Origin of the sequence: Nocardioides lentus (assembly GCF_039529515.1) — a bacterium.
In the GTDB taxonomy this organism is placed as follows: domain Bacteria; phylum Actinomycetota; class Actinomycetes; order Propionibacteriales; family Nocardioidaceae; genus Nocardioides; species Nocardioides lentus.
In genome coordinates this window covers 551,819-574,069 of record NZ_BAAAMY010000002.1, presented here as the reverse complement: position 1 = coordinate 574,069, position 22,251 = coordinate 551,819, and the positions used below count along the sequence as shown (strand labels likewise).

Genomic DNA, 22,251 nt, shown 5'->3' with positions numbered 1-22,251 from the left:
GACGCACGTCTCTGGCCGACGACGACGACGCCCGCCGCTCCCAGGGGGAGCGACGGGCGTCGTCGGCGGTGCGAGGGGGTCAGCGCGAGGCGTCGTCCCCGGAGCCCGTGGAGCTGGAGGCCCCACGGCCGTCGAGCACGCGCTGGCCGTCGTACGCCGCCTCGAGCTCCTGCTCGTGCGCCGCGTGGGCGTGCGCCTCCTCCAGCTCCTGTCGCGTCGGGGTGGCGACGCCACCGCCGTGCAGGTACGCCGACACCTTGTGGCGCAGACGCGCGGAGCGGGTGGTGGGGGAGGGGACACCGTTCTCGTCGGTGGCCCGCTCCAGCGCGGCCGGCTGGTCGGGGTCGCGCGCCGCGATGGCGTACGCCTTCTCCACCGGCAGCGGCTCGTGACGCTCGGAGAAGCCGCCCGAGGCCGAGCGCATGATGACGCCCGTCTCGTAGCCGTGCAGCAGGTCCTCGCGGTCCTTGCGCTGCAGCGAGATGCACCAGCGCCGGGTGACGATGAAGGCGATGATCGGCCCCACGATCACGGCGACCCGGAGGAAGTACGTGATCTGGTTGATGCTGAGGTCGAAGATGATCGCCAGGATGTCGTTGCCGCCGGCCGCCCACATCAGGCCGTAGAACGTCATCAGCGCGACCATGGTCGCCGTCCTGCCCGGGGCGTCGCGCGGACGCTCCAGCAGGTGGTGCTCCCGCTTGTCCTTCGTGATCCAGGCCTCCACGAAGGGGAGCACCAGGAGGATCAGGATGGCCAGCGTCGGCAGCAGGATGATCGGGATGAACACGTTCAGCGACAGGGTGACGCCGAAGAACGAGTACTCGAGCGGCGGGCCGGGGAAGATCCGCAGCGCACCGTCGGGCCAGCCCATGTACCAGTCCGGCTGGGAGCCGGCGGTCACCTTGGACGGGTCGTAGGGACCGTAGGCCCAGATCGGGTTCAGGGTGAACAGACCGCCGAGCAGCGCCGTGACGCCGAAGACGATGAAGAAGAACCCGCCGGCCTTGGCGGCGTACACGGGCAGCATCGGGTAGCCGACGACGTTCTGCTCGGTGCGGCCGGGGCCAGGCCACTGCGTGTGCTTGTGGTACACGAGCAGCAGCATGTGGGCCGCGATCAACCCCAGCAGGAGGCCGGGGATGAGCAGCACGTGGATCGTGTAGAGCCGCGGGATGATCGCCGCGCCCGGGAACTCGCCGTCGAACAGGAAGAAGGAGGCGTACGTGCCGATCACGGGGATCGACTTCACGAATCCGTCGGCGGCTCGGATGCCCGTGCCGGACAGCATGTCGTCGGGCAGCGAGTAGCCGGTGAAGCCCTCGAGCGTGCCGAGGACCAGCAGCAGGACGCCGATGACCCAGTTCAGCTCACGGGGCTTGCGGTACGCGCCGGTGAAGTAGACGCGCATCATGTGCACGAGCATCGCCGCGATGAACAGCATCGCCGCCCAGTGGTGCATCTGCCGCATGAGCAGACCGCCGCGGACGTCGAACGACAGGTCCAGCGTCGAGGCGAAGGCCTCGGACACGTGGAGACCGCGCATCTGGTCGTAGGAGCCCGTGTAGGTCACCTCGGCCATGCTCGGGCGGTACCAGAGCGTCAGGAACACACCGGTCAGCAGGAGGACCACGAAGCTCCACAGGGCGATCTCGCCCAGCATGAACGACCAGTGGTCGGGGAAGACCTTGCGCAGGTTCTTCTTCGCGGCACCGGCGAGGCCGAGGCGCTCGTCGGCCCAGTTGGCGGCCTTGCCGGCGGGGTTGGGCTTCTTGCCGACCGAGGCCTTGCTGCCGTTCGTCGACGCCACCGACGAGGCGGCGGCGGTCGCGCCGGAGGCAGAGGTGTCGCTGCTCATCAGCCACGCTCCCAGAAACTAGGTCCGACAGGCTCGCGGAAGTCGGATCGCGCCACGAGGTACCCGTCCTCGTTGACGCCCAGGGGTAGTTGCGGAAGGGGTCGTGCCGCGGGCCCGAAGACCACCTTGGCGCCGTCCGAGAGGTCGAACGTCGACTGGTGGCAGGGGCACAGCAGGTGGTGCGTCTTCCGCGCGTACAGGTTGATCGGGCACCCGACGTGGGTGCAGATCTTGGAGAAGCACAGGATTCCGTCGACGGCCCAGTTCTCTGCCCCGGGCGCCGGGTTGTTGTCCTCGGGGTCCATCCGGACGATGACGATCGAGGCCTTCGCCTTGTTGACGAGGAGGTCCTCGCCCTCGTAGATCGGCTCGCCCTCCTCGTCGGTCTCGAAGAGCGCGATCGGCTGGCCGTTGATCAGGTCGCCGATCTCCATGTCGGAGGGACGGATCGGCGTGCCCACGACGTCGCGCGCCAGGAGCATGCCCTCCTCCCAGATGGTGGAGAACAGCTTGTCGCCGGGCAGCGGACCGAGGTCCCGCAGCCCGACCACGGCCGGGATGCCGAGCAGCCCGACCGCGCCGATGAGGGTGTTGCGGATCAGGGGACGCCGGGCGATGCCGGACTCCTGCAGACCCTGGTCCAGCGCGTCGAGGGTCGCCTCGCGGTCCTCGGCGCTCGAGGCCGCCGGGTGGCGCATCTCGACGATCTCGTTGTCGGCCATCAGCTTGCGGGCCCACTGGATGATGCCGACGCCGATGCCCAGCAGGGCACCGCCGAAGGTCAGGCCCAGGGCCAGCGTGGAGGCGCCGAGGCCACCGAAGGTCTCCCAGTCGTCACCGATGCTGATGGTGAAGTAGGCGACCACGAACAGCACGGTGCAGAGCATCGAGAAGACGAACAGGCCGGCCACCTGCCGCTCGGCGCGACGGGCCTTGGCCTCGTCGACGTCGGTCGGGCGCCAGGTGTGCTCGGGCAGGCCCGGGTCCTCGATGGGGGCCGGGGTCCGGTCAGGGCGGTGCTGCTCGAGGCTCACGTCGTCACCTCACCCTTCTTCTTGCGGTCGGTGCGGGTGGTGTGGGCGGCGATCCAGACGCAGAAGCCCACGAGGAAGCCGATGCCCACGATCCAGGTGACGGCACCGTCGACGACGGGGCCGAAGGAGCCGAGCCCGAAGCCGCCGTACTCAGGGGCCTCGTCGATCGAGTTCAGGTACGCGATCACGTCGCGCTTCTCGGTCTGCGAGAGGTTGCCCTCCGAGAACGAGGGCATCTGGCCGGGACCGGTCAGCAGCGCCTCGTAGACGTGGACCTCGCTCGTCTCCCGGACGTTGGGGGCGTAGCCGCCCTCGGGCATCGCGCCGCCGGAGCCGGCGAAGTTGTGGCAGGCGGTGCAGTTGGTGAGGAAGATCTGGCCGCCACGGACGACGGCCTCCTCGCGCTGCTCGTCGGTGAGGCCCTCGAGGCTCCAGTCGTCCTCGGTGGGGATCGCGGGGCCGGGGCCCAGCGACTGCACGTACGCCGCGAGCGCGAGACGCTCCTCGTCGGAGTAGGCCTGCTTCTTGGCGGGGCCCTGCTGGCCCGGGGCGGCGAGCGGCATGCGGCCGGTGCCGACCTGGAAGTCGACGGCGGCCGCGCCGACGCCGATCAGGGTCGGGCCGAGCTGCTGGCCGTCGGAGGTCTCGATGCCCTCGCCGTTCTGGCCGTGGCAGAAGGCGCAGCCCACGAGGAAGAGCTCGCGGCCCTCGGCCACCAGCTCGTCGTCGGCCACGGCCTCGGAGTCCGCCTGGGCCGGCGCGAACGCCGCGTAGAGCCCGCCGGTCATCAACAGGCCGAGCAGGAGCACCACCAGACCGGCCAGGGGACCCCGACGTCCTCGGGTCAGCCGGCCGGCGGAGCGGTTCAGGAAGCGCACGCTGTGTCCTCGCAAACTCGTCGTCTCAGGTGTCCAGTACCCAGGTGCGTCCTGGTGGAAGCCGTCACTGGATCAGGTAGATGGTGGCGAACAGTGCGATCCACACCACGTCCACGAAGTGCCAGTAGTACGAGACGACGATCGCGGAGACCGCCTGCTCGTGGGTGAAGCGCCGGGCCAGGTAGGTGCGGCCCAGGACGAACAGGAAGGCCACCAGGCCGCCGGTCACGTGGATCCCGTGGAAGCCGGTGGTCAGGTAGAACATCGTGCCGTAGGCGGAGTCCGGGATCGTGACGCCCAGGTGGATCAGCTCGGCGTACTCGACGGCCTGGCCGGCGATGAACACGGCCCCCATCAGGTACGTGAGGATGAACCACTCGCGCAGGCCCCACTGGCGGAACTGGAACCACCTGCCGGTGCGCCCGGGCTGGCCGCGCTCCGCGGCGAACACGCCGAGCTGGCAGGTGAGCGAGGACAGCACCAGGATCGTGGTGTTGACCGACGCGAACGGCACGTTGAGCTCCGCCGTCTCCTGCGCCCAGAGGTCCGGGCTGACCGCCCGGATCGTGAAGTACGACGCGAACAACGCCGCGAAGAACATCAGCTCGCTGGCGAGCCAGATGATGGTGCCCACGCTGACCATCGACGGACGGTCGTGGTGCCCGTGGAGCCGGGAGGCCGGGATCGCTGCTGCTGCTGTCGCCACCCGAGCATTATGACCTCCGGGTGGGCGGTTGTCCGAACGGCCCCTCCGCCCGCTGTCGGCGACCCGCGCGGGCGCCCCGCACGGCTCGGATCCGAGACCCCGGGCGCCGCCGGTCGGAGCGCCCGGCGCGGTGCCGGACCCCCCACTGCGGCTAGCATCGGCGCGTGTCCGAGACGTCCCAGGCCCCGGCCGCACCGCTGCGCGTGCTGGTCTACTCCGACGACCGCAACACCCGGGCCCAGGTGATCCTGGCCCTGGGCCGGCGGCCGCACCCCGACCTGCCGGAGGTCGAGTACGTCGAGGTCGCCACCGAGCCCGTCGTGATCTCCCACATGGACGCCGGCGGCGTCGACCTGGCGATCCTCGACGGCGAGGCGGTGCCGGCCGGCGGCATGGGCATCGCCAAGCAGCTGAAGGACGAGATCTTCCAGTGCCCCCCGGTGATGGTGCTGACCGGACGGCCCCAGGACGCCTGGCTCGCGACATGGTCGCGCGCGGAGGCCGTGTGCCCCCACCCGCTGGACCCGGTCCAGCTGGCCGAGTCCGTGATCGCGCTGCTGCGCACCCGCGTCGCGCCCGCCGGTGCCTGAGGACCGGGTGACGTCCTGGCCCGACGTGCTCGGCGCGCTGGTCGCCGGGACGGACCTCGACCGCGAGCGCAGCTCGTGGGCGATGGGGGAGATCCTCGCGGGCCTCGCGACCCCGGTCCAGATCGCGGGGTTCGCGGTGGCGCTGCGCGCCAAGGGCGAGACCGTCGAGGAGCTCACGGGCATCGTCGAGGGGATGTACGCCCACGCGCGTCCGATCGAGGTGCCGGGGCGTGTGCTCGACATCGTCGGGACCGGTGCGGACCGCTCGAACTCCGTCAACATCTCCTCGATGGCGGCGATCGTCGCCGCCGGCGCCGGGGTGCCGGTGGTCAAGCACGGCAACCGCTCCGCGTCGTCGATGACCGGCAGCGCCGACGTGCTCGAGCACCTCGGCATCCGGCTCGACCTCACCCCCGAGCGGGTCGCCGAGGTCGCGCGCACGGCGGGGATCACCTTCTGCTTCGCGGCGACCTTCCATCCCGCGCTGCGCCACGCCGCGGCCGCCCGCCGCGAGCTCGGCATCGGCACCACCTTCAACCTGCTCGGCCCGCTGGCGAACCCGGCGCGTCCGGAGGCCCAGGCCATCGGCTGCGCGCACCGGGCGATGTCGCCGCTCATGGCCGGCGTGTTCGCGGAGCGGGGGGTCGACGCGTGGGTCTTCACCGGCGACGACGGCCTCGACGAGCTCACGACCACCACGACGTCGTCGCTGTGGACCGTCAGCGGGGGCCGGGTCGAGGCCCACACCGTGGACCCTCTCGAGGTCGGGATCGGGCGCGCGACGACCGACGACCTGCGGGGCGGCGACGTCGCCCACAACGCGGGCGTCGTCCGGGCGCTGCTGGCGGGTGAGCGGGGCCCGGTGCGCGACGCGGTCGTGCTCAACGCGGGGGCCGCCCTCGCCGTCCACGCCGCGGAGGAGGGCAGCGTCACCGAGCGCCTCGCCGCGGGCGTCGAGCGCGCGCGCCGGAGCCTGGACTCCGGCGACGCCGCGGCCACGCTCGACCGCTGGGTCGCGGCCAGCGCGGGCTGACGCCCACCGCCTGCGGGCCGTGGTCGACCCCGCCTCAGCGCCGGACGCGGAGGACCAGGGGCCGCGAGGTCGACGCGGCCACCGGGTCCTGCCCGACGTACCGGACGGTGAGGCGCAGCGTCCCGACGGCCCGCGGGACGTAGCGGAGCGTGGTCCGGGCCGCCTTGAGCCTGCTGGAGGCGACCTGCCGGCCGTTCAGCATCAGGCCGACCGTGCCGCCCGGCGTGACGCCCCGGGTCGTGGTCGTCACCGTGACGGCCACCTGCACGGCCTGGCGCGGCCGGGCGGACGTCCGCGACAGGCTCGCCGCCGTGGTGGACGCCAGCTTCGCCACCTGCCGGGTGGGGCTCACGGCGGAGCCGGGGTCGTACCCGGTGCGCGTCATGGTGACCCGCACCCCCAGCAGGCGTCCCGCGTCCGCGGCGGTCACGGTGTAGGCGGAGCCGGTGGCACCGGCGATCGCCGTGCCGTCCCGCAGCCACTGGTACGCCGCGCGGAGACCCTCCAGCGACCACTCGCCGGCCGTCGCGGTCGCCCGGTCGCCGACCCGGAGGGTGCTGCCGGGTCCGGTGATGCCCGGGGGAGTCAGCGCGGTGGGCGCCTCGCCGGCGGCGATGGTCACCGGTGAGCTGGTCGCGACGCCGTCGTCGTACCCGGTCCGCCTGCCGGTCACGCGGACGGAGACGGCGCGCCCGATGTCCCCGGTCCCGACCACGTACGTCGGGCCGGTGGCGCCGCGGAGCGCGGCGCCGTCGCGCAGCCACTGGTAGGTGGTCGTCACGTCGGCCATGTCCCAGTCGGGCGGGTCGACACCGAGCTCCGACCCGGCGCGGGGTGCGCCACGGACGACCGGCTCGGCCTGGAGCGTCGGGGCGACCCCCGCCGTGACCCGCGTGCCCGCCGTGGTCACCGACCCGTCGGCCCAGCCGTCCCGGCCCGCGGTGAACCGCACGGCGAGCAGGGTGCCGAGGTCGGCGGTCGTCGTGTCGTACTGCAGGCCGGTGGCCCCGGGGACGGGCTGGCCGTTGCGGAGCCACTGGACGGTCCCGGCGTCCGGGTCGACCGGCATGTCCCAGGCGGGCTCCGACGCCCGCAGGCTGGTGCCCACCCGCCAGGTCCCCGTGATCGCGGGTGCCGCGGCGGTGGGCGCCGGGCGCACGGCGAAGCCGCGCCACGCGGACGCGCCCAGGTCCTTGCCCGCCGCGTCGACCGCCACGACGCGCCACTCGTGGCGGCCGGCGGCGATCGCGGTGACCGGCGCCCAGCCCGTCGCCTTCGTCGAGGCGGTCTCGCTCGCGGCCGCGGCGCCGGCGACCCGTCGCTCGAAGCGGTACCGGGCCGCGCCGGGCTCGTCGCCCCAGGTGAAGAGCGACCCGGACGGGGCCACGTCCTCCTCGGCCGCAGGGGCCTGCAGGCGCGGGGCCGCCGCGCGGACGGAGAAGGGCACGGCCGCGCTCCACTCCCCGTCGCGTCCGGAGGCGTCGACGCGCTGGACGCGCCAGGTGTAGCCGTCGCCGGCGGCCAGGGGGGTGGCGGGGGTGAAGGCCGTCTGCGCGACCACCCCCTGCGCCACGGGCGCCGACGTGCCGGTCCGGAGGACCTGCACCCGGTAGTCCGCGGCGAACGGCAGCGACCCCCAGCGGAGGGACTGGCCGCCGTCGACGCTGTCGTCGGGGGCGGGGGTGAGCGGCTCGGGGGCGGGGGAGCGCTTGACGATCCGACGGCCGGTGCTCCAGACCAGCCCGTTGCCGCTGCCGTCGACGGCCCGCACCCGCCAGAAGGAGTCGCCCTCGGGCAGCGTGGTGCCCGGCGCGGTGAAGGTCGTCTGGTCGACGGTGGCGGCGACCACGCGGGCCCGGGGGTCGGTGAAGGTGGCGTCGGTCGAGACCTCGACCTCGTAGCCCCGCGCCTCGACGTCGGCGTGGACCCCGGTCACGTCGGTCGCCCGGGCGGGGTCCTGGTTGGTCTCGAGGTAGTCGCGCCAGTCGAGGGTGACGTCGTCAGAGACCGCCGCCCCGTCGGCCGGGGCGACGAGCTCGACGGCGTTGCTGCGCTTGTTGAAGGCGTGGTCGGCGTGGCTCGTCGCGGCGCACGTGCGCAGGTCGAGCGCCTTGCACGGCCGCACCGACACGAAGTACGCCGAGCCGGCCTGCTGGTCGGGCAGCAGCCGGTCGTGGGCCCACATCGGGGTGGTCGTCCAGAACTCGGCGTGCAGAGGGCTGGGCAGCAGGCTGGTGCGCTCGCGGTCCAGGGTGACCTGGACCCGGTAGGCCGAGGCCCCGGGCACCGGGTCCCAGCGGACCACGGGGGTCCCGTCGAGGTCCTGGCAGGTGTCCGGCAGGCCCATGTCGCAGGTGGTGGCGGGATCGCCGGTGGCGACACCGGTGAGGCCGGCGCGGTGGCCGCGCACGGCCGCCGACGGGGTGACGGTGAACCGGGACTCCGGTCCCACCGCGATCAGCGCGGACCTGCTCCACGCCTCGACCGACCAGAAGCGGGTGCCGGTGACGAGCTCGTCGAGGCCGGTCTGCTCGCCGGCCGGGTAGCCGTAGCGGGTGTCCATGACGCGGTAGGTCTGCTCCCCGGCGTCCCGCAGCCGCAGGCGGTAGTGGTCGGCCCCCTCCACCGGCGACCAGCGCAGCGTCGAGAACCGGTCCGAGGGCGCCACGACCGGCTCCAGCGGCTCGGGGAGCGGGCCGGCGGGGGACACGGCCGGCTCGGCGACCGTGAAGGTCCACTGCCGCTCCGGCGCGGTCCCGGTGCCGGTCCGGCCCGCGGCCGACACCGTCCGGACGTCCCAGCGGTACCGGACCCCGGGGACCAGGCGCGTGGTCGGGGTGTAGGACGTGCCGGTCGTGGTGGCCGACCGGGTCGTGCCGTCCACGGTCGAGGTCCAGGTGACCTCGTACTCCTGGGCGCCGTGGGGCCCGGTCGTGTCCTGCGGCCGGGGCGCCGGGGCCCAGCGCATCGTCGGGACCTCGACGCTCGCGCCGTCGGCGGGCGCGGTCGGCGTGGCCCGCTCGGGGCGGTAGACGAACGACCGGACCGGCGCGCTGATGACGTCCGTGACGAGCGTCGCCGTCTGCGGCGCGTCGACGGCCTGGACCTTCCAGAAGAACCGCTCGCCGCCGAGGGTGGGCAGCGCGCACCGCACCGGGTCCACGACGAGGGTCGTGGCAGCGGTCGCGCAGGAGACGGTGAGGCCTCGCACGTCGGGGAAGTCGTCGCGCGTGCTGATCAGCACGCGGTACGAGCTCGCCAGGCGTACCGGCTCCCACTGCAGGAAGAGCGGGTCCCCGACCTCCTGGCCGTCCGCCGGGTGCACGGGGCGCGGCTGGCGCGGCCAGTGTCGACGGAACTTCCAGGTGGGGACGTCGCTCCACGGCGTCTCGGTGCCGAGCGCGTCGATCGGGCGGACCTGCCAGAAGTACTGCTCGTTGACGACCGTGGTCGCGGGCGACCAGCGGGTCGCGACCGTCCGCGCGGAGGTCACGCCGGAGTTGAAGTTCTGGTCGGCGCTCAGCCGCACGTCGTAACGCGTGGCGCCGGCGACCGGCGCCCAGTCCAGGACGACGTCCTCCACCGGCACGGCCGCGTCGTCGGCGGGGGAGTCCAGCACGGCCGGAGGCAGCCCGTCGACGTCGTACGAGCCGACCCGCGACCAGCCGCCGAGCACGCCGGCCCCCCGCTCCGCCCGGACCCGCCAGTAGGCGGGCTTGCCGGGCAGCTGGGCCGAGGCGAGGACCCACGAGGTCCCGCGGGGTCGCAGCACGGTCGATCGGGTCGGGTCGGTGAACTCGGGGTCGTCACCGACCTCGAGCACGTAGCCGTCGGCCCCGGCCACCGGCGACCACCGCAGGAGCGGCGGTGCGTCCGGCTGGGAGATCCGTGCCCCGTCCTCGGGTCCGAGCAGCGACGGGACGTCCGGCTCGCCGACGGTGACGGTGCCCGTCGCCCAGTCGCCGAGGGTGCTGCCCTGCTTGGCGCGGACCCGCCACGACAGCTCGCCCGCGGGCAGGGCGACCTCGGGGACCACCTGGGCGTTCACCGTGGTGGACCGCGACCAGGTCCGGGGGGAGAAGCTGGGGCTCGTCGAGACCTCGACCTCGTAGCCGCTCGCGCCCGGGACGCGGTCCCAGGCGAGGCGGGGGACGCCGCCGTCGGCCGTGAGCCCGGTCGGTGCCGCCGGTGACGCGGCGGACCCGGCGGCCGGGCCCGTGGTCCCCAGCAGGCCCAGCGCCGCGACCACCAGGGTCAGCGCGGTCGCGAGCGCCGCCGTCCGTCGAGTCCTGCCCCGCATGCCCTACCCCCGCGTCACCCCCGGCACCGGCGCCGGGGTGCCGTCACCGTAGGGAGGCGCGGGCGTCGTGGCAGGAGAACCGGGACATCTGGTCCGTTCGGGCCACGAGGTGGGCCCGAACGGGCGAGGCCTCGTCGCGACCTCAGTCGAGACCGAGCGAGAACGCCGCCTCGAGGTCGTGGCGCGAGTGGGTGCGGAAGGCGATGTGGGTCTCGGTGGACCGCACGCCGTCGACCTTGTTGAGACGGTCGGCCACGACGGCGGCGACCTGCTCGTGCTCGCTGACCCGGATCAGCGCGATGAGGTCGATCTGACCCGTCACCGAGTAGACCTCGCTCACGCCGTCGAGGGCCGCGATCTCCTCGGCCACCTCGGGGATCCGGGCGACGTCCGCGCTGACGAACACGATGGCGGTGATCATGCGCTCACCGTAGCGGCGCCGGGCCCCCGGGCCGCGTCACGTGCGCTCGGGGCCACGGACCGGTCGCAGGTCGCGGCGCTGGTCGAAGGGGACCAGGTCGACCCGGGAGCGTGACGCGGCGTCGTAGAGCGCGAGGTGACGACCGGCTCCGGCGGTCGGACAGGTCCACTCGCCCTCGACGCTGACCAGGCGGACCCCGTCGGACTCGAGCCACCGCAGCACCTTCTCGCTCTCCTCGGCGGTGGCGGCCGGCACCGGGCCCGGTCCCGGGGTCACCGTCTCCGCGCTCGCCCGCAGCGTCGCCACCCACTGGTGGGCGTCGTGGCCCGGCGGGATGACCCCGGCGGCGGCGAGCCGGCCGTGGCGGACCACGTGGACGGCCCATCGGCCGTCGTCCTCCCTGCGGGCCGCCACGACCTCGGCGCAGCGGGCGAGGGTCCCGAGCCGCTGGGTGCGGGCCGCGGCCCGCACGAAGGCGGCGAGGCGGTCGCGCGCGACACCGGCCTCCTCGAACCGCTCGTCGGCGGCCAGCGCGTCCATCCGGGCGTTGATGGTCGCGACGACGTCCTCCGGGTGGTGGCGCAGCGACTCCCGCAGCCGCTGGACCACGGCGCCGTAGGTCTCGAGGTCCACGGAGCCGTCGCAGGGCGAGAGGCACCGCCCCATCTCGGCGAGCACGCACGCCGTGCCGGAGGGGCGCCGGGCCAGCCGGCCGCCGCACTGGCGGATCGGGAACGTCTCGTGGAGGGCGGCCAGGCACCGCTCGGCGACCTTCCTCGACCCGAACGGGCCGAGGTAGTCGGCGTCGTCGTCGGCCACCGCCCGCACCAGCGACAGCCGCGGCCACGGCTCCCGGGTGAGCTTGAGGAAGTGCACCTTCTCCGGGAACCGGGAGCGGCGGTTGTAGCGCGGCTTGTGCTGGGCGATCAGGCGCAGCTCGCGCACCTGCGCCTCGAGCGGCGTCGCGCAGGCGATCCCGCGCACGCCGGCGGCCAGGCCGACCATCTCGCCCATCCGCGACCGGGTCTCGGAGGCCGTGAAGTAGGAGCGGACACGGGTGCGGAGGTCGCGGGAGGTGCCGATGTAGAGCACCCGGTCGCGCTCGTCGTGGAAGAGGTAGACCCCGGGTGCGTGGGGCAGCCGCTCGGCCAGGTGTCGCTTCTTGCGCTGCGCCGGGCTGACCCGCGAGCTGAAGGTCCGCAGCTCCTCGAGGGTGTGCACGCCCTGCGCGCCGAGCCGGGCGATCAGCCCGTGGAGGACGTCGACGGTCGCGCGAGCGTCGGACAGGGCGCGGTGGTCGGGCGTCGTGCCGGAGCGGAACACCCGCGCCAGCGTGGCGAGCTTGCAGTTGGGGGCCTCGTCCTTCGTCACGACGCGACGGGCCACGAGCGCGGTGTCCAGCACCTCGAAGCGCGGCCAGGGGCGCTGCTGCTGCTCGGTGAAGTGGCGCAGGAACCCGACGTCGAACGGCGCGTTGTGCGCGACCAGCACGCAGCCCCGGGCGAAGTCGAGGAACGCCGGGAGCGCCGCCTCGATCGAGGGCGCGTCCCGGACCATCGCGTCGGTGATCCCGGTGAGCACCGCGATGAACGGCGGGATCGCCGAGCCCGGGTCGACCAGCGTCTGGAACTCGCCGAGCACCTCGCCGCCGCGGACCTTCACCGCGCCGATCTCGGTGATCATCGACCCCCCGGTGGCGGATCCGCCGGTGGTCTCGAGGTCGACCACGCAGAACGTCTCGTCGCGCAGCGCCCGGCCGAGCTCGTCGAAGCTGCGCTGGTCCTCCCACCGCGTCGCGGCGGCGGGTCCGGAGAGGGTGCGGGTGTCCATCGCCGCGGACGCTAGGCGTCGCCGCCGACAACGGGCGTGCGGCGCGCCCGCGGCTCCTAGACTCGATCCATGTCCGAGGCCCCCGAGCTGCCGCCGGCGGTCCGCGACCGGGTGGCCGCGCTGGCCGCCGACGTGCTGCCACGCCTCGAGACGGTGCCCGCGCGGCTGCGTCGGATCGCCGACTTCGCGCCGGCCCGCCGTGCCCGGGTCGGCGGGGGACAGATCGTCGCCGTCCTGGCCGACGACGCCGCCACCCGGGCGCGGGTCGGCGAGCTGGTGGCGGACCGGCTGGACGCGGGCGAGACCGGCGGCACCGGCGCCCCCGGCGGCACCGCGGAGGACCCGCTCGACGCGGCGGCGCGCGCCTGGCTCGCCCGGCCCGAGGGGTGGGAGCGCACGGTGGCCGACGCGGCCACCAGGCTGGACGCGCGCGCCGGCGAGCAGGCGGCCGTCCGGGAGACCCGCCTCGTCGCGCAGGCCGAGGACCGCGCCTCGCGCGCCGAGGACCAGCTGGCCCAGGTGCGCGGGGAGCGACGGCGTCAGCTCGACGAGCTGCGCGAGGAGGTCACGACCCTGCGGCGACGTCTCGGCGAGGCCCGGGCGCGGGAGCGCGAGGCGCGCCGGGAGCTCGAGGGTGCCGTCGCCGAGCTCGAGGACGCCCGTCGCGAGGCCCGCCACGTCGCCGGCGAGGGCGACGCCGAGCGACGTCGGCTCCGGACCCGGGTGTCCGAGCTCGAGGCGGCCAACGCCGCCCTGCGGCGCACGGGCCGCGAGGACCGCGACGAGGCCGGCCTGCGGGTGCGGGTGCTGCTCGACAGCGTCGCCGAGGCCGCCGCGGGCCTGCGGCGCGAGCTGCTGCTGCCCAGCGCCGAGGGCGCCCCGGGCGACCGGCTGGAGCAGCGGATCGCGGAGCGGGCGGTCGACGCGTCGGCCGTCACCGGCCGGGACGGGCCGGCCGCGCTCGAGCAGTACCTCGCCGTGCCGCGGGCGCGGCTGCTCGTCGACGGCTACAACGTGTCGAAGACGGCCTGGCCCGAGGTGTCGCTGGAGGACCAGCGCACGCGGCTGACGCGCGCCCTCGGACCCCTCGTGGCCCGCACCGGGGCCGAGACCACGGTGGTCTTCGACGCCGCGGCCTCCGTCGCCCGCCCGCCGACCGCGCCCCCGACCCCGCGGGGCGTCCGGGTCCTGTTCAGCCCGCCCGGGGTCATCGCCGACGACGTCGTCGCCGAGCTGGTCGAGGCCGAGCCCACCGGACGGATGGTCGTCGTGGTGTCCAGCGACCAGGAGGTCGCCCGGCACGCCGCCCGCCACGGTGCGCGCGCCGTCGGCTCCCCGGCGCTGCTGGCGCTGCTCGCCTGAGCCGGCCCGCGTCACGGCGCGTCACGGCGCGACACGCCGCGACACGCCGCGACACGCCGCGACACGCCGGGCGCCCGGCCCGGGAGTCGTTGTCGGTGGCCCCTGCGAGCGTCCGGGACATGACGACACGGATCGACTGCGGCACCTGCCTGGTGCGCGGTCTGCACTGCCACGACTGCGTGGTCACCGCCCTGCTGGGCCTCCCGCCGGAGATGGAGCTGGACGACGACCAGACCGCCGCGATGCACGTGCTCGCGCAGGGCGGGCTCGTGCCGCCCCTGCGGCTGGTGCGCCCGGTCGCCGGCCCGGAGGTCGAGTCGGCCTGACCAGCGCCGTGGGGCGGCGGCACGGACGACGCAGGCAGCGCGCAGGGAGGGCGGCAGGGAGGGCGGCAGGGAGGACCTTCCACTGGGTGGACGCGCCCGTCCCCGGTGTTGGCCGGGGCCGGGGGTCGCGGTTAGCCTTCTTCGCGCAGGTGCCCGAGGGCGTGGATCAGACCGGATCCGCACGGGCACCGCGTCGAGTCCGGGCCGCGGGAGACCGAGGTCCGGAGCCGGGGAACCACACACCTGGGGTGCATCACCTGCGAGACCGGCGCCCCCGCGCCGAGGAGCAGGAGTAGGGCAGGTCGTGCCCGAACCCGTCAGCTCACCCGGTAGGCGTACGACTCAAGGAGAACCGCCCCCTCGTGCTTCGCCCCCGCCTGCGCACCGTCACCGTCGTCTCCCTCTCCGCCGCCGTCCTCGGACTCGGTCTCGTGGGCCCCGCCTCGGCGGACCCCGACGAGCCCGGTGTCGACGACATCGACGAGGTCTCCCAGCGGGTCGACGACCTCTGGCACGAGGCCGAGCAGGCCCAGGAGCGCCACCACGACGCGAAGATCGTCCTGAAGGACCTCCGCCGCGAGCTGCGCGGTCTCCGCACCGACCAGGAGACCCAGGCCGAGCAGGTGGACGGCGCCCAGGCCCAGGTCGAGGACTCGATCGTCAGCCAGTACACCGGCAGCGCCGGGGTCGGCACCGTCGGGGAGCTCGCCGTCTCCGACGACCCGGGTGCGTTCCTGTCCGACCTGTCCACGATGACCGCGTGGAACGAGGTCCAGGACGACCTGTTCGACGACTACTCCACCGCGCTCGCCGCCCTCGGCCTCCGCGAGACCGCCACCGCCGACCGCGCCGACGAGCTCGTCGCGGTCGAGGAGCGACTGCGCGAGGAGAAGGAGACCGTCGAGGAGAAGGCCGCCGAGGCCCAGGACATCCTCGACGACCTCGAGGCCGAGGAGCGCGCCCAGCTCGAGGCCGCCGCGGCGGAGGGCACGGCGTCGCCCGCCGAGGTCCCCGCGTCGGTGCCCGCGTCGGGTCGCGCGCAGGCGGCCGTCGACTACGCGCTCGCCCAGGTCGGCGACGCCTACGTGTACGGCGCCTCCGGCCCCGACGCCTTCGACTGCTCCGGCCTCACCTCGATGGCCTGGGCCCAGGCCGGCGTGGCGCTGCCCCGCTCCTCGGGCGCCCAGATGGCCGGCGGCGGCACCCCGGTGTCCATGAGCGACCTGCAGCCCGGCGACCTGGTCTTCTACTACAGCCCCGTCAGCCACGTGGCGCTCTACATCGGCGGCGGCCAGATCGTCCACGCCGCCAACCCGGGCACCGGCGTCGCCGTCGCGGGGGTCACCTCGATGCCCGTCTCGGGCGCGGTGCGCCCGGGCTGAGCCCGCCCACTGGTCCCTTGGGGGAGCCGGTCATCCTTCTGGGGTGGCCGGCTCCTTCGTCTCCCGACCCCGCGTCCGGGCGCTGCTCGTCGCGGCGGTCGTGCTGGCGCTGGTCGCCGGGGGCGCGGCCTGGTGGCTGACGCAGCGGACGTACTCCACCGACCTGTCCTCCCTCGGGGAGGGCCGAGCCGCGTCCGGCCCCGCCCCCGGTGCCGCGTCGAGGACGCTCGCCGACCTCGCCGTCGCCCTGCGGGCCGGTGACCCCGGGGCCGCCCGGGCCCTCGCGCCCGCTGACGACCCCGCCGCCCGCACGCTGCTCGCCGACGTCGCCCGCAACGCCGCGGCCCTGCGCGTCGAGGGCCTCGCGCTGCGCTACGTCGACGAGCTGGCGCCCGGCGAGGCGGGCCTCGACGCCGAGAGCGACGCAGCCGGCCGCGAGCCGGGGGCCTGGACCGCGGCCGTCGAGCTGACCTGGCGCTTCGCCGGGTTCGACCGCACCGACCTGCGCGTGGAGGTGCCGGTCGACCTCCTGCGGGAGGGCGACCGGGTGGCGGTGACCGGGTTCGGGGGCGACGCGGGCTCGCCCGCGGTGCCGCTCCCGGGCCAGGACCAGCAGGTGCGGGGCCGGGTGCGGGTCCCCGTCTGGCTGACCGGGCCCGTCACCGTGCGCCGGACGGAGGCGACCCTGGTGGTCGTCGCGGGGGCCGGCGGCGCCCGGTACGACGCGCTGGCCCGCGCGGCGGTGCCGGCGGTCGCCGCCGAGCTGCCCGGCTGGGACCGGCGGCTCGTCGTGGAGGTGCCGCGCGACGTGGACGGCCTGGCCGCGGTGCTGGGTGCGCCGGTCGCCGACGTCGCCGGCGCCGCGGCGCTCAGTGCCTCCCCGGACGGCACCCCGGAACGACGGGCCGCCACCCACGTCTACGTCAACCCGGAGGTCTTCGGCAGCCTGGGACGTCGCGGCGCCCGGCTCGTGATGACCCACGAGGCCGCCCACGTCGCCACCCGGGCGCCGGGCAGCCCCGCGCCGGTGTGGCTCGTGGAGGGGTTCGCCGACGTCGTGGCCCTCGGGGCCCTCGACGTCCCCGAACCGGTCGCCGCCGCGCAGGCGGCCGCACGGGTCCGTCGGGACGGGCCACCGACCCGGTTGCCCGGGGCCCGGGACTTCGACACCGCCGGCACCCACGCCGGCGCGACGTACGAGGCCGCGTGGCTGGCCTGCCTGGAGCTCCGTGACGCCGCCGGGCCCGACGGTCTCCGGCGGCTCTACGAGCGCGTCGACGCCGGCGAGGACCTGGCGAGCGCGATGCGTCGGGAGGCCGGGATCGGGCTCGCCGAGCTCACCCGGCGCTGGCGCGAGCGTCTCGTGGGGCTGGCCGGGGCGGCGGCGTGAGGGCGGCGCACCGACCGGCCGCGCTGGCGACCCTGGCGCTGGGCCTCGTCGTGCTGGTCGCGCTGGCGGCCGTGACGGTCCCGTGGGACCCGGTGCCGGGCGCCACCCCGCCCGCGGCGGCGCCGGACAGCGTGTTCGACGCCGAGCAGCTGGCGCGTTCCGAGGCCTACGCCTCGGTGGCCCGGGTCGTGAGCCGGGCGTCGCTCGGGGTGTCGCTGCTGGTCGCCCTCCTCCTCGGCCTCACCCGCGCCGGCCGCGCGCTCGTGGGCCGGCTGCGGGGACCCTGGTGGGTGCAGGTGCCGGTCGCGACCCTCCTGGTGCTGGTCGTGGGTCGGCTGGCGACGCTGCCGTTCTCGGTCGTCTCGCGGGTGCGTGCGCTGGACTACGGGCTGACCGAGCAGGGCTGGGGTGCCTGGGGCGTCGACGTGCTGGTCTCCCTGGGCGTCCAGACGGTCGGCACGGCGCTGGGCCTGCTGGTCCTCCTCGGCGTCCGACGACGCCTGCCGCGGTCCTGGCCCGCGGTCGCCGGCGGGCTCGTGGCCGCGCTGGTGATGGCCGGCTCCTGGGCCTACCCGGTGCTCGTGGAGCCGTTGCGCAACACGTTCGTGTCCCTGCCGGCCGGGGAGCTGCGCACCGAGATCCTCGCCGTGGCGGCCGCGGAGGGGATCGACGTCGACGACGTGCTGGTCTCGGACGCGTCGCGTCGTACGACGACCCTGAACGCGTACGTCTCCGGTCTCGGCGGCACCCGCCGGGTCGTCGTCTACGACACGCTCGTGGAGGGCGTGCCGCCGGACCAGGTGGTGTCCGTGGTCGCCCACGAGCTCGCGCACGCCCGCCACGACGACGTCCTGGTGGGCTCCTCGCTCGGCGCCGCGGGCGCCGTGGCGGGCGTCGGGCTGCTCGGGCTGCTGCTGCCCGGGCGCCGACGCCGTGCCCCGGGCCCGGTCCGGGCGGACGAGGGGCGGGACCTCGACGGGCACCCGGGGCCCACCGCGACCGACGAGGCGGTGCTGGTGCCGCGGGTGCTGGCGCTGCTCGCCGTCGGGATGCTGCTCGCGACCCCGGTGACCTCGACCCTCAGCCGGCAGATCGAGACCCGCGCGGACGTCGACGCCCTGTGCGTGACCCGCGACCCGGACGCGTTCGTGGCGCTGCAGCGCTCGCTGGCCGTGCGGTCGCTCGCGGACCCGGAGCCGGCGGCCTGGAGCCAGGCCGTGTTCGGCACCCACCCGACCTCGCTGCAGCGGATCGGCCTCGCCCGCGGGCTCGACTGCGGGGAGTGAGCCCCGCCCGCCGGGGAACATGCAGCGAGGGATATGCATCGAGGGACATGCAGCGACGGCCGCCGGGGGCTCGGAGCCCCCGACGGCCGTCTGACGATCGGATCAGCAGGTCGCTGCGGTGCCGGTCGTCTCGGTCTCGATGGTGTCGCAGGTGTTCTGGAAGGCGCCGGTGATGGTGTCGCCGAGCAGGAACACGAGGGCGACGATGACGGCCGCGATGCCGGCGACGAGCAGGCCGTACTCGACGGCGGAGGCGCCACGCTGGTCACGCTCGGGGAAGCGGGCGTCGAGGAGGAGCTGGAGGTACTGGATCATGGTGGTGGTCCTGTTCAGGAGGGGTGTCGGCAGGGTTCTCGAGCTCCCGAAAGCACTCGGTCGTCCGATGGCTCCATGGTGCGATCGGGCCACCCCCGCCCACATCGGGACTTCGCTCGACACCGTCTAGTTCCTTGTGACTACCTTGAGGAACTTCTTGTCGGAATTTTGAGGATTCGCCGGACAGCACGGTGTTTCACCAGGTCAGATGGGGTCCGTGTACCTCCGGCCGGGCCGCGACAGCGAGCGTCCGGCGGCCGGCCACGACCGGTCGTGGGGACCGCCGGGCGGTCAGGAGCGGGCGGCGGGCTGGATGCTCGACAGCAGCCCGATGCGCATCGCGGTCACCAGGGCCTGGGCCCGGTTGGTGGCGCCGAGCTTCTGGTAGATCTTCGTGATGTGCGACTTCGCCGTCGACTCGCTCATGTGGAGCCGACGGGCGATCACCGAGGTGCCGGCCCCGTCCGCGAGCATCACCAGGACCTCGTGCTCGCGGGTGGTCAGACGGGTGGACTCCCCGGAGACCCGGCGCAGCATGGCCTGGGCGAGGCCGGCGCAGACGAAGCTGCGCGGCGACGAGGCCGCGTGACGGGCGGCGCCGACGACCTCGCCGGAGGGGGCGTCCTTGCCGACGAACCCCGAGGCCCCGGCCTCCATGGCGGCGAAGATCTGGTCGTCGCCCGAGTGCATCGTCAGGACGACGAGCCCGACGTCGCGGCTCTGCTTGCGCACGGAGCGCACGACGTCGAGACCGGTGCCGTCGGGCAGCTGGAGGTCGGTGACGATGACGTCGGGGCGGTGCTCCTCCCAGGCGCCGAGCGCCTGGCCGACGTCGCCGGCCTGGGCCACGATCTCCATCTGGGGGTCGCGGCCGAACGCGCTCGCGAGGCCGTGGCGGATCAGCTCGTGGTCGTCGACCAGCAGGACGCGGGTCGCGGCGGCGCCGGGGGGCATGGTCGTCTCCTCAGTCCGTCGGCTGGTCGCGCCGCGAGCCCGCCGTGACGTGGCGGGTCGCGATGCTCTCCGACGGCGCCGGGCCGACCTCGGGGTGGGGGTCGGCGTAGGCCTCGTCCTCGTGGGGGGTGCGGTGCCGGACGGAGACCACTGTGCCACCACCGGGCGCGTCGCGGATGTCGAGCTCGGCGCCGATCAGCGCGGCCCGCTCCCGCATGATCTGCAGGCCGTGGGAGTCGGGGCGCACCGAGCGGATGCCGAGGCCGTCGTCGCGGACGGTGATGTCGAAGCCCGGCGGCTGCACGCGGCAGCTGACCTCGACCACCTCGGCGTGGGCGTGGCGGACGGCGTTCTGCAGGGCCTCCTGGGTGATCCGCACCAGCTCGGCCTCGACCGAGGGCCACAGCCGGGTGGTGCCCTCCTCGATGCGGATCCGGATCGGCACCCCCGACACGTCGGTCAGGTTGCGGCTGATGTCGCCGATGGCGGCGCCGAGGCTGGGGCTGGTGTCGACGTCGGCGCGCAGCGTCTGCACGGAGCGTCGGACCTCCGAGAGCACCCGCGTCATCGTCGAGCGCAGCAGCTCGAGGTCGGCCTGCTGCTCGGGGGAGGAGGGGGCCTCGAGCATCATGTCGACCATGTACCCCATGGACGCGATGTCCTGGGCCACCCCGTCGTGCATCTCCCGCCCGAGGCGGCGGCGCTCGTCGAGGGTCGCGGCGTCGCGCACCTCGGCGAACAGCAGCGCCGCGTCGAGCTGGAGCGCCAGCGGCTGCAGGCGGGCGAGCAGCTCGCGCAGCGTGCGGTGCAGCTCGAACGGGTCGGGGTCGACGCGCTCGGAGACCGAGCCGGTGATGACGCCGACCATGCCGGCGTCGGTGGCGACGCGGAACGCGAAGTCGTAGCCCTGGACGCGGGCGACGCCGTCCTCCCACACCGCGGCCGCGAGGGCGGCGGCGTCCTCGTCGGCCGCCTGCGCCGCGGCCCGCGGGTTGCCGGGCTTGCCGGCCAGGACGATCAGGCCGTCGCCGGCCGGCACGTGCAGTGCCAGTCGGGTGGTCGGGATGACGTCGCGGGTGCGCACCAGCAGCCGGTAGCCGATCGAGACCGGGTCCAGGCCGCCGCGCAGGTCGTCGGAGAGCTCGAGGAGCTGGCGGATCAGGTGCCGGGCGTCGCGGTACGGCGCCTGGCCGTCGGTCTCGGCCTCCTCGCCGGAGCGCACGAACACCGCCATCATCCCGAGGCCCAGGCCGAGCACGACCCAGGTCACGAGCTCGACGACGGCCTCGGAGTGCAGGGCCCCGCCCAGCGCGACCCCGGTCGCGACGGCGACGGCGGTCTGCAGGACCAGGGTCTCGACCACCCCGCGGGCGCCGCGGGTGAGGCCGCAGACGAAGGGCAGCACCGCGAGCAGGGGCAGCGGCAGGACCGAGTCGGTCATCGCGGCGCCGCAGACCAGGCCCACGAGGCCGGCCTCCAGCAGCGCGCCGCCCGGCGTGGGCAGCCGGCGCACGAGCGGGGAGCGGGTGACGATCCAGACCGCCCCGACGGCGAGCAGCGCGACGAGCGCGACGCTGTCGCGCTCGTAGAGGGCGAGACCGCTGAGGGTCAGCAGGACGAAGACGCGGGCCGAGGTGCTCAGGGCCTCCGCGGTGGGGGCGAGCCAGCCACTCACAGTCCCCCCTGCACGATCGAGATGGCCGCGGGTCCGAGCACGGCGACGAACAGACACGGCAGGATACAGAAGATCAGCGGCACCGTGATCTTCACGGGCAGCTGCTGGGCCTTCTCCTCGGCGTGCTGACGTCGCTTGACCCGCATCTCGGCCGTCTGCACCCGCAGGACCTTGCCGATCGGGATGCCGAACGAGTCGGCCTGCACGAGCGCGGAGACGAACGACTTCAGGTCGGCCTGGTCCGAGCGCTCGCCGAGGGCGCGCAGCGCCGGGCCGCGCCCCATCCCGATCTGCATCTCGTGCAGCGCCCGGGCGAACTCGTCGGCGAGCGGCCCCTCGGTGTTGGCCGCGACCTGCTGCAGGGCGGCGTCGAAGCCGAGCCCGGACTCGACGGAGATGGTGAGCAGGTCGACGGCGTCGGCCAGCTCCTTGCGGATCCGCTCCTCGCGGTCGTAGGCGCGCTGGTAGAGCCACAGGTCGGGACCGAGGAAGCCGACGACCGCCCCGGCGGCGACCACGAGGAGCAGGACGACGGGCCGCAGGCCGAGCACGGCGGCCACGGCCAGCGCGACGAGCAGCCCGACGGCCGCCGCGATCACCTTGGCGGAGGCCACGCGGTCGGGGTCCCAGCCCCCGGGGCTGCCGGCGCGGTCGAGCTTGTGGCGCAGCCGCGCCGGCCCGCCGGCCCCGACGAGCCGGCGCCCCAGGGCCAGCGTGCGGGCCCGCAGCGGGGCGGCCACGCGCTCCGAGAACGGCGGGTCGGCGTCGTCGGCGAGCGCCCGCGGTGGCCCGCCGACCGACTCGAGCAGCGCCAGGGAGCGGTCGACCCCGGAGGTCGGCCCCAGCGCGGCGGCGGCGAGCAGCAGCGCGAGCACGATCAGGACCAGTCCCAGCACGAGGAGCGCCACCGC

The 22,251-nt window shown here is 74.9% G+C and carries 18 protein-coding genes and 1 riboswitch; of the genes, 7 read left to right on the top strand and 11 right to left on the bottom strand.

The window, feature by feature from the left end:
* Nucleotides 1-79: 79 nt before the first annotated feature.
* The 4 genes from qcrB to ctaE all read right to left on the bottom strand — a co-directional run bounded on the left by qcrB (nucleotide 80) and on the right by ctaE (nucleotide 4,476).
* Nucleotides 80-1,858 (bottom strand): cytochrome bc1 complex cytochrome b subunit, encoded by a 1,779-nt coding sequence (qcrB, locus tag ABD158_RS06275; RefSeq protein WP_344005217.1) that lies wholly within the window; start codon nucleotides 1,856-1,858, stop codon nucleotides 80-82.
* Nucleotides 1,858-2,892: a cytochrome bc1 complex Rieske iron-sulfur subunit gene (gene qcrA, locus ABD158_RS06270; RefSeq protein ID WP_344005215.1), complete on the bottom strand. Its 1,035-nt coding sequence runs from the start codon at nucleotides 2,890-2,892 to the stop codon at nucleotides 1,858-1,860. Before qcrA ends, qcrB begins: the two co-directional genes overlap by 1 nt.
* Nucleotides 2,889-3,770 (bottom strand): cytochrome bc1 complex diheme cytochrome c subunit, encoded by an 882-nt coding sequence (gene qcrC / locus ABD158_RS06265; RefSeq protein ID WP_425573153.1) that lies wholly within the window; start codon nucleotides 3,768-3,770, stop codon nucleotides 2,889-2,891. Before qcrC ends, qcrA begins: the two co-directional genes overlap by 4 nt.
* A gap of 64 nt (nucleotides 3,771-3,834) precedes the next feature.
* A complete protein-coding gene (gene ctaE, locus ABD158_RS06260) occupies nucleotides 3,835-4,476 on the bottom strand; it encodes an aa3-type cytochrome oxidase subunit III (RefSeq protein WP_486348018.1) in 642 nt (213 codons plus the stop codon).
* 164 nt (nucleotides 4,477-4,640) lie between these two features.
* Between ctaE and ABD158_RS06255 the strand changes: the two genes are divergently transcribed.
* Together ABD158_RS06255 and trpD are read left to right on the top strand one after the other, a co-directional pair.
* Nucleotides 4,641-5,066: an Rv3143 family two-component system response regulator gene (locus ABD158_RS06255; RefSeq protein WP_344005212.1), complete on the top strand. Its 426-nt coding sequence runs from the start codon at nucleotides 4,641-4,643 to the stop codon at nucleotides 5,064-5,066.
* 7 nt (nucleotides 5,067-5,073) lie between these two features.
* Nucleotides 5,074-6,099: an anthranilate phosphoribosyltransferase gene (trpD, locus tag ABD158_RS06250; protein ID WP_344005209.1), complete on the top strand. Its 1,026-nt coding sequence runs from the start codon at nucleotides 5,074-5,076 to the stop codon at nucleotides 6,097-6,099.
* A gap of 34 nt (nucleotides 6,100-6,133) precedes the next feature.
* Here trpD and ABD158_RS06245 read toward each other — a convergent pair whose 3' ends face one another.
* From ABD158_RS06245 to ABD158_RS06235, 3 genes are all read right to left on the bottom strand, one after another.
* Nucleotides 6,134-10,399: a hypothetical protein gene (locus tag ABD158_RS06245; RefSeq protein ID WP_344005206.1), complete on the bottom strand. Its 4,266-nt coding sequence runs from the start codon at nucleotides 10,397-10,399 to the stop codon at nucleotides 6,134-6,136.
* Between the two features lie 142 nt (nucleotides 10,400-10,541).
* Nucleotides 10,542-10,820 (bottom strand): Lrp/AsnC family transcriptional regulator, encoded by a 279-nt coding sequence (locus ABD158_RS06240; RefSeq protein WP_344005203.1) that lies wholly within the window; start codon nucleotides 10,818-10,820, stop codon nucleotides 10,542-10,544.
* 36 nt (nucleotides 10,821-10,856) lie between these two features.
* Nucleotides 10,857-12,650 (bottom strand): DEDD exonuclease domain-containing protein, encoded by a 1,794-nt coding sequence (locus ABD158_RS06235; protein WP_344005200.1) that lies wholly within the window; start codon nucleotides 12,648-12,650, stop codon nucleotides 10,857-10,859.
* 69 nt (nucleotides 12,651-12,719) lie between these two features.
* Between ABD158_RS06235 and ABD158_RS06230 the strand changes: the two genes are divergently transcribed.
* The 5 genes from ABD158_RS06230 (at nucleotide 12,720) to ABD158_RS06210 (ending at nucleotide 18,396) form a co-directional block, all read left to right on the top strand.
* Complete coding sequence (locus tag ABD158_RS06230) at nucleotides 12,720-14,012, top strand: NYN domain-containing protein (protein ID WP_344005197.1); 1,293 nt, start codon at nucleotides 12,720-12,722, stop codon at nucleotides 14,010-14,012.
* A 119-nt stretch (nucleotides 14,013-14,131) separates the two neighbouring features.
* Nucleotides 14,132-14,338 carry a hypothetical protein gene (locus ABD158_RS06225; protein ID WP_344005194.1) on the top strand — a complete coding sequence of 69 codons (207 nt, stop codon included), beginning with the start codon at nucleotides 14,132-14,134 and terminating at the stop codon, nucleotides 14,336-14,338.
* A gap of 220 nt (nucleotides 14,339-14,558) precedes the next feature.
* A riboswitch (cyclic di-AMP (ydaO/yuaA leader) is annotated at nucleotides 14,559-14,670 on the top strand.
* Between the two features lie 30 nt (nucleotides 14,671-14,700).
* A complete protein-coding gene (locus ABD158_RS06220) occupies nucleotides 14,701-15,720 on the top strand; it encodes a C40 family peptidase (RefSeq protein WP_344005191.1) in 1,020 nt (339 codons plus the stop codon).
* A gap of 43 nt (nucleotides 15,721-15,763) precedes the next feature.
* Nucleotides 15,764-17,110, top strand: a complete 1,347-nt coding sequence (locus ABD158_RS06215) for a hypothetical protein (protein ID WP_344005189.1) — start codon at nucleotides 15,764-15,766, stop codon at nucleotides 17,108-17,110.
* On the top strand, nucleotides 17,107-18,396 hold the full coding sequence (locus ABD158_RS06210; RefSeq protein WP_344005186.1) for a M48 family metalloprotease: 1,290 nt from the start codon (nucleotides 17,107-17,109) through the stop codon (nucleotides 18,394-18,396). The genes ABD158_RS06215 and ABD158_RS06210 overlap by 4 nt, the downstream gene beginning before the upstream one ends.
* A 102-nt stretch (nucleotides 18,397-18,498) precedes the next feature.
* Here the strand turns inward: ABD158_RS06210 and ABD158_RS06205 are convergent, their stop codons facing one another.
* From ABD158_RS06205 to ABD158_RS06190, 4 genes are all read right to left on the bottom strand, one after another.
* Nucleotides 18,499-18,711 carry a Flp family type IVb pilin gene (locus ABD158_RS06205; RefSeq protein ID WP_344005184.1) on the bottom strand — a complete coding sequence of 71 codons (213 nt, stop codon included), beginning with the start codon at nucleotides 18,709-18,711 and terminating at the stop codon, nucleotides 18,499-18,501.
* A 291-nt stretch (nucleotides 18,712-19,002) separates the two neighbouring features.
* A complete protein-coding gene (locus ABD158_RS06200; RefSeq protein ID WP_344005181.1) occupies nucleotides 19,003-19,665 on the bottom strand; it encodes a response regulator transcription factor in 663 nt (220 codons plus the stop codon).
* A 10-nt stretch (nucleotides 19,666-19,675) separates the two neighbouring features.
* Nucleotides 19,676-21,340: a sensor histidine kinase gene (locus ABD158_RS06195; protein ID WP_344005178.1), complete on the bottom strand. Its 1,665-nt coding sequence runs from the start codon at nucleotides 21,338-21,340 to the stop codon at nucleotides 19,676-19,678.
* Nucleotides 21,337-22,248, bottom strand: a complete 912-nt coding sequence (locus ABD158_RS06190) for a type II secretion system F family protein (protein WP_344005175.1) — start codon at nucleotides 22,246-22,248, stop codon at nucleotides 21,337-21,339. The genes ABD158_RS06195 and ABD158_RS06190 overlap by 4 nt, the downstream gene beginning before the upstream one ends.
* Nucleotides 22,249-22,251: the final 3 nt, after the last annotated feature.

Excerpts from the sequence above, each read along its gene's own strand:
- ABD158_RS06235 (WP_344005200.1), bottom strand. The coding sequence starts at position 12,650 with ATGGACACCCGCACCCTCTCCGGACCCGCCGCCGCGACGCGGTGGGAG.
- ABD158_RS06225 (WP_344005194.1), top strand. The coding sequence starts at position 14,132 with ATGACGACACGGATCGACTGCGGCACCTGCCTGGTGCGCGGTCTGCAC.
- ABD158_RS06230 (WP_344005197.1), top strand. The coding sequence starts at position 12,720 with ATGTCCGAGGCCCCCGAGCTGCCGCCGGCGGTCCGCGACCGGGTGGCC.
- ABD158_RS06240 (WP_344005203.1), bottom strand. The coding sequence starts at position 10,820 with ATGATCACCGCCATCGTGTTCGTCAGCGCGGACGTCGCCCGGATCCCC.
- ABD158_RS06245 (WP_344005206.1), bottom strand. The coding sequence starts at position 10,399 with ATGCGGGGCAGGACTCGACGGACGGCGGCGCTCGCGACCGCGCTGACC.
- qcrB (WP_344005217.1), bottom strand. The coding sequence starts at position 1,858 with ATGAGCAGCGACACCTCTGCCTCCGGCGCGACCGCCGCCGCCTCGTCG.
- ABD158_RS06200 (WP_344005181.1), bottom strand. The coding sequence starts at position 19,665 with ATGCCCCCCGGCGCCGCCGCGACCCGCGTCCTGCTGGTCGACGACCAC.
- ABD158_RS06205 (WP_344005184.1), bottom strand. The coding sequence starts at position 18,711 with ATGATCCAGTACCTCCAGCTCCTCCTCGACGCCCGCTTCCCCGAGCGT.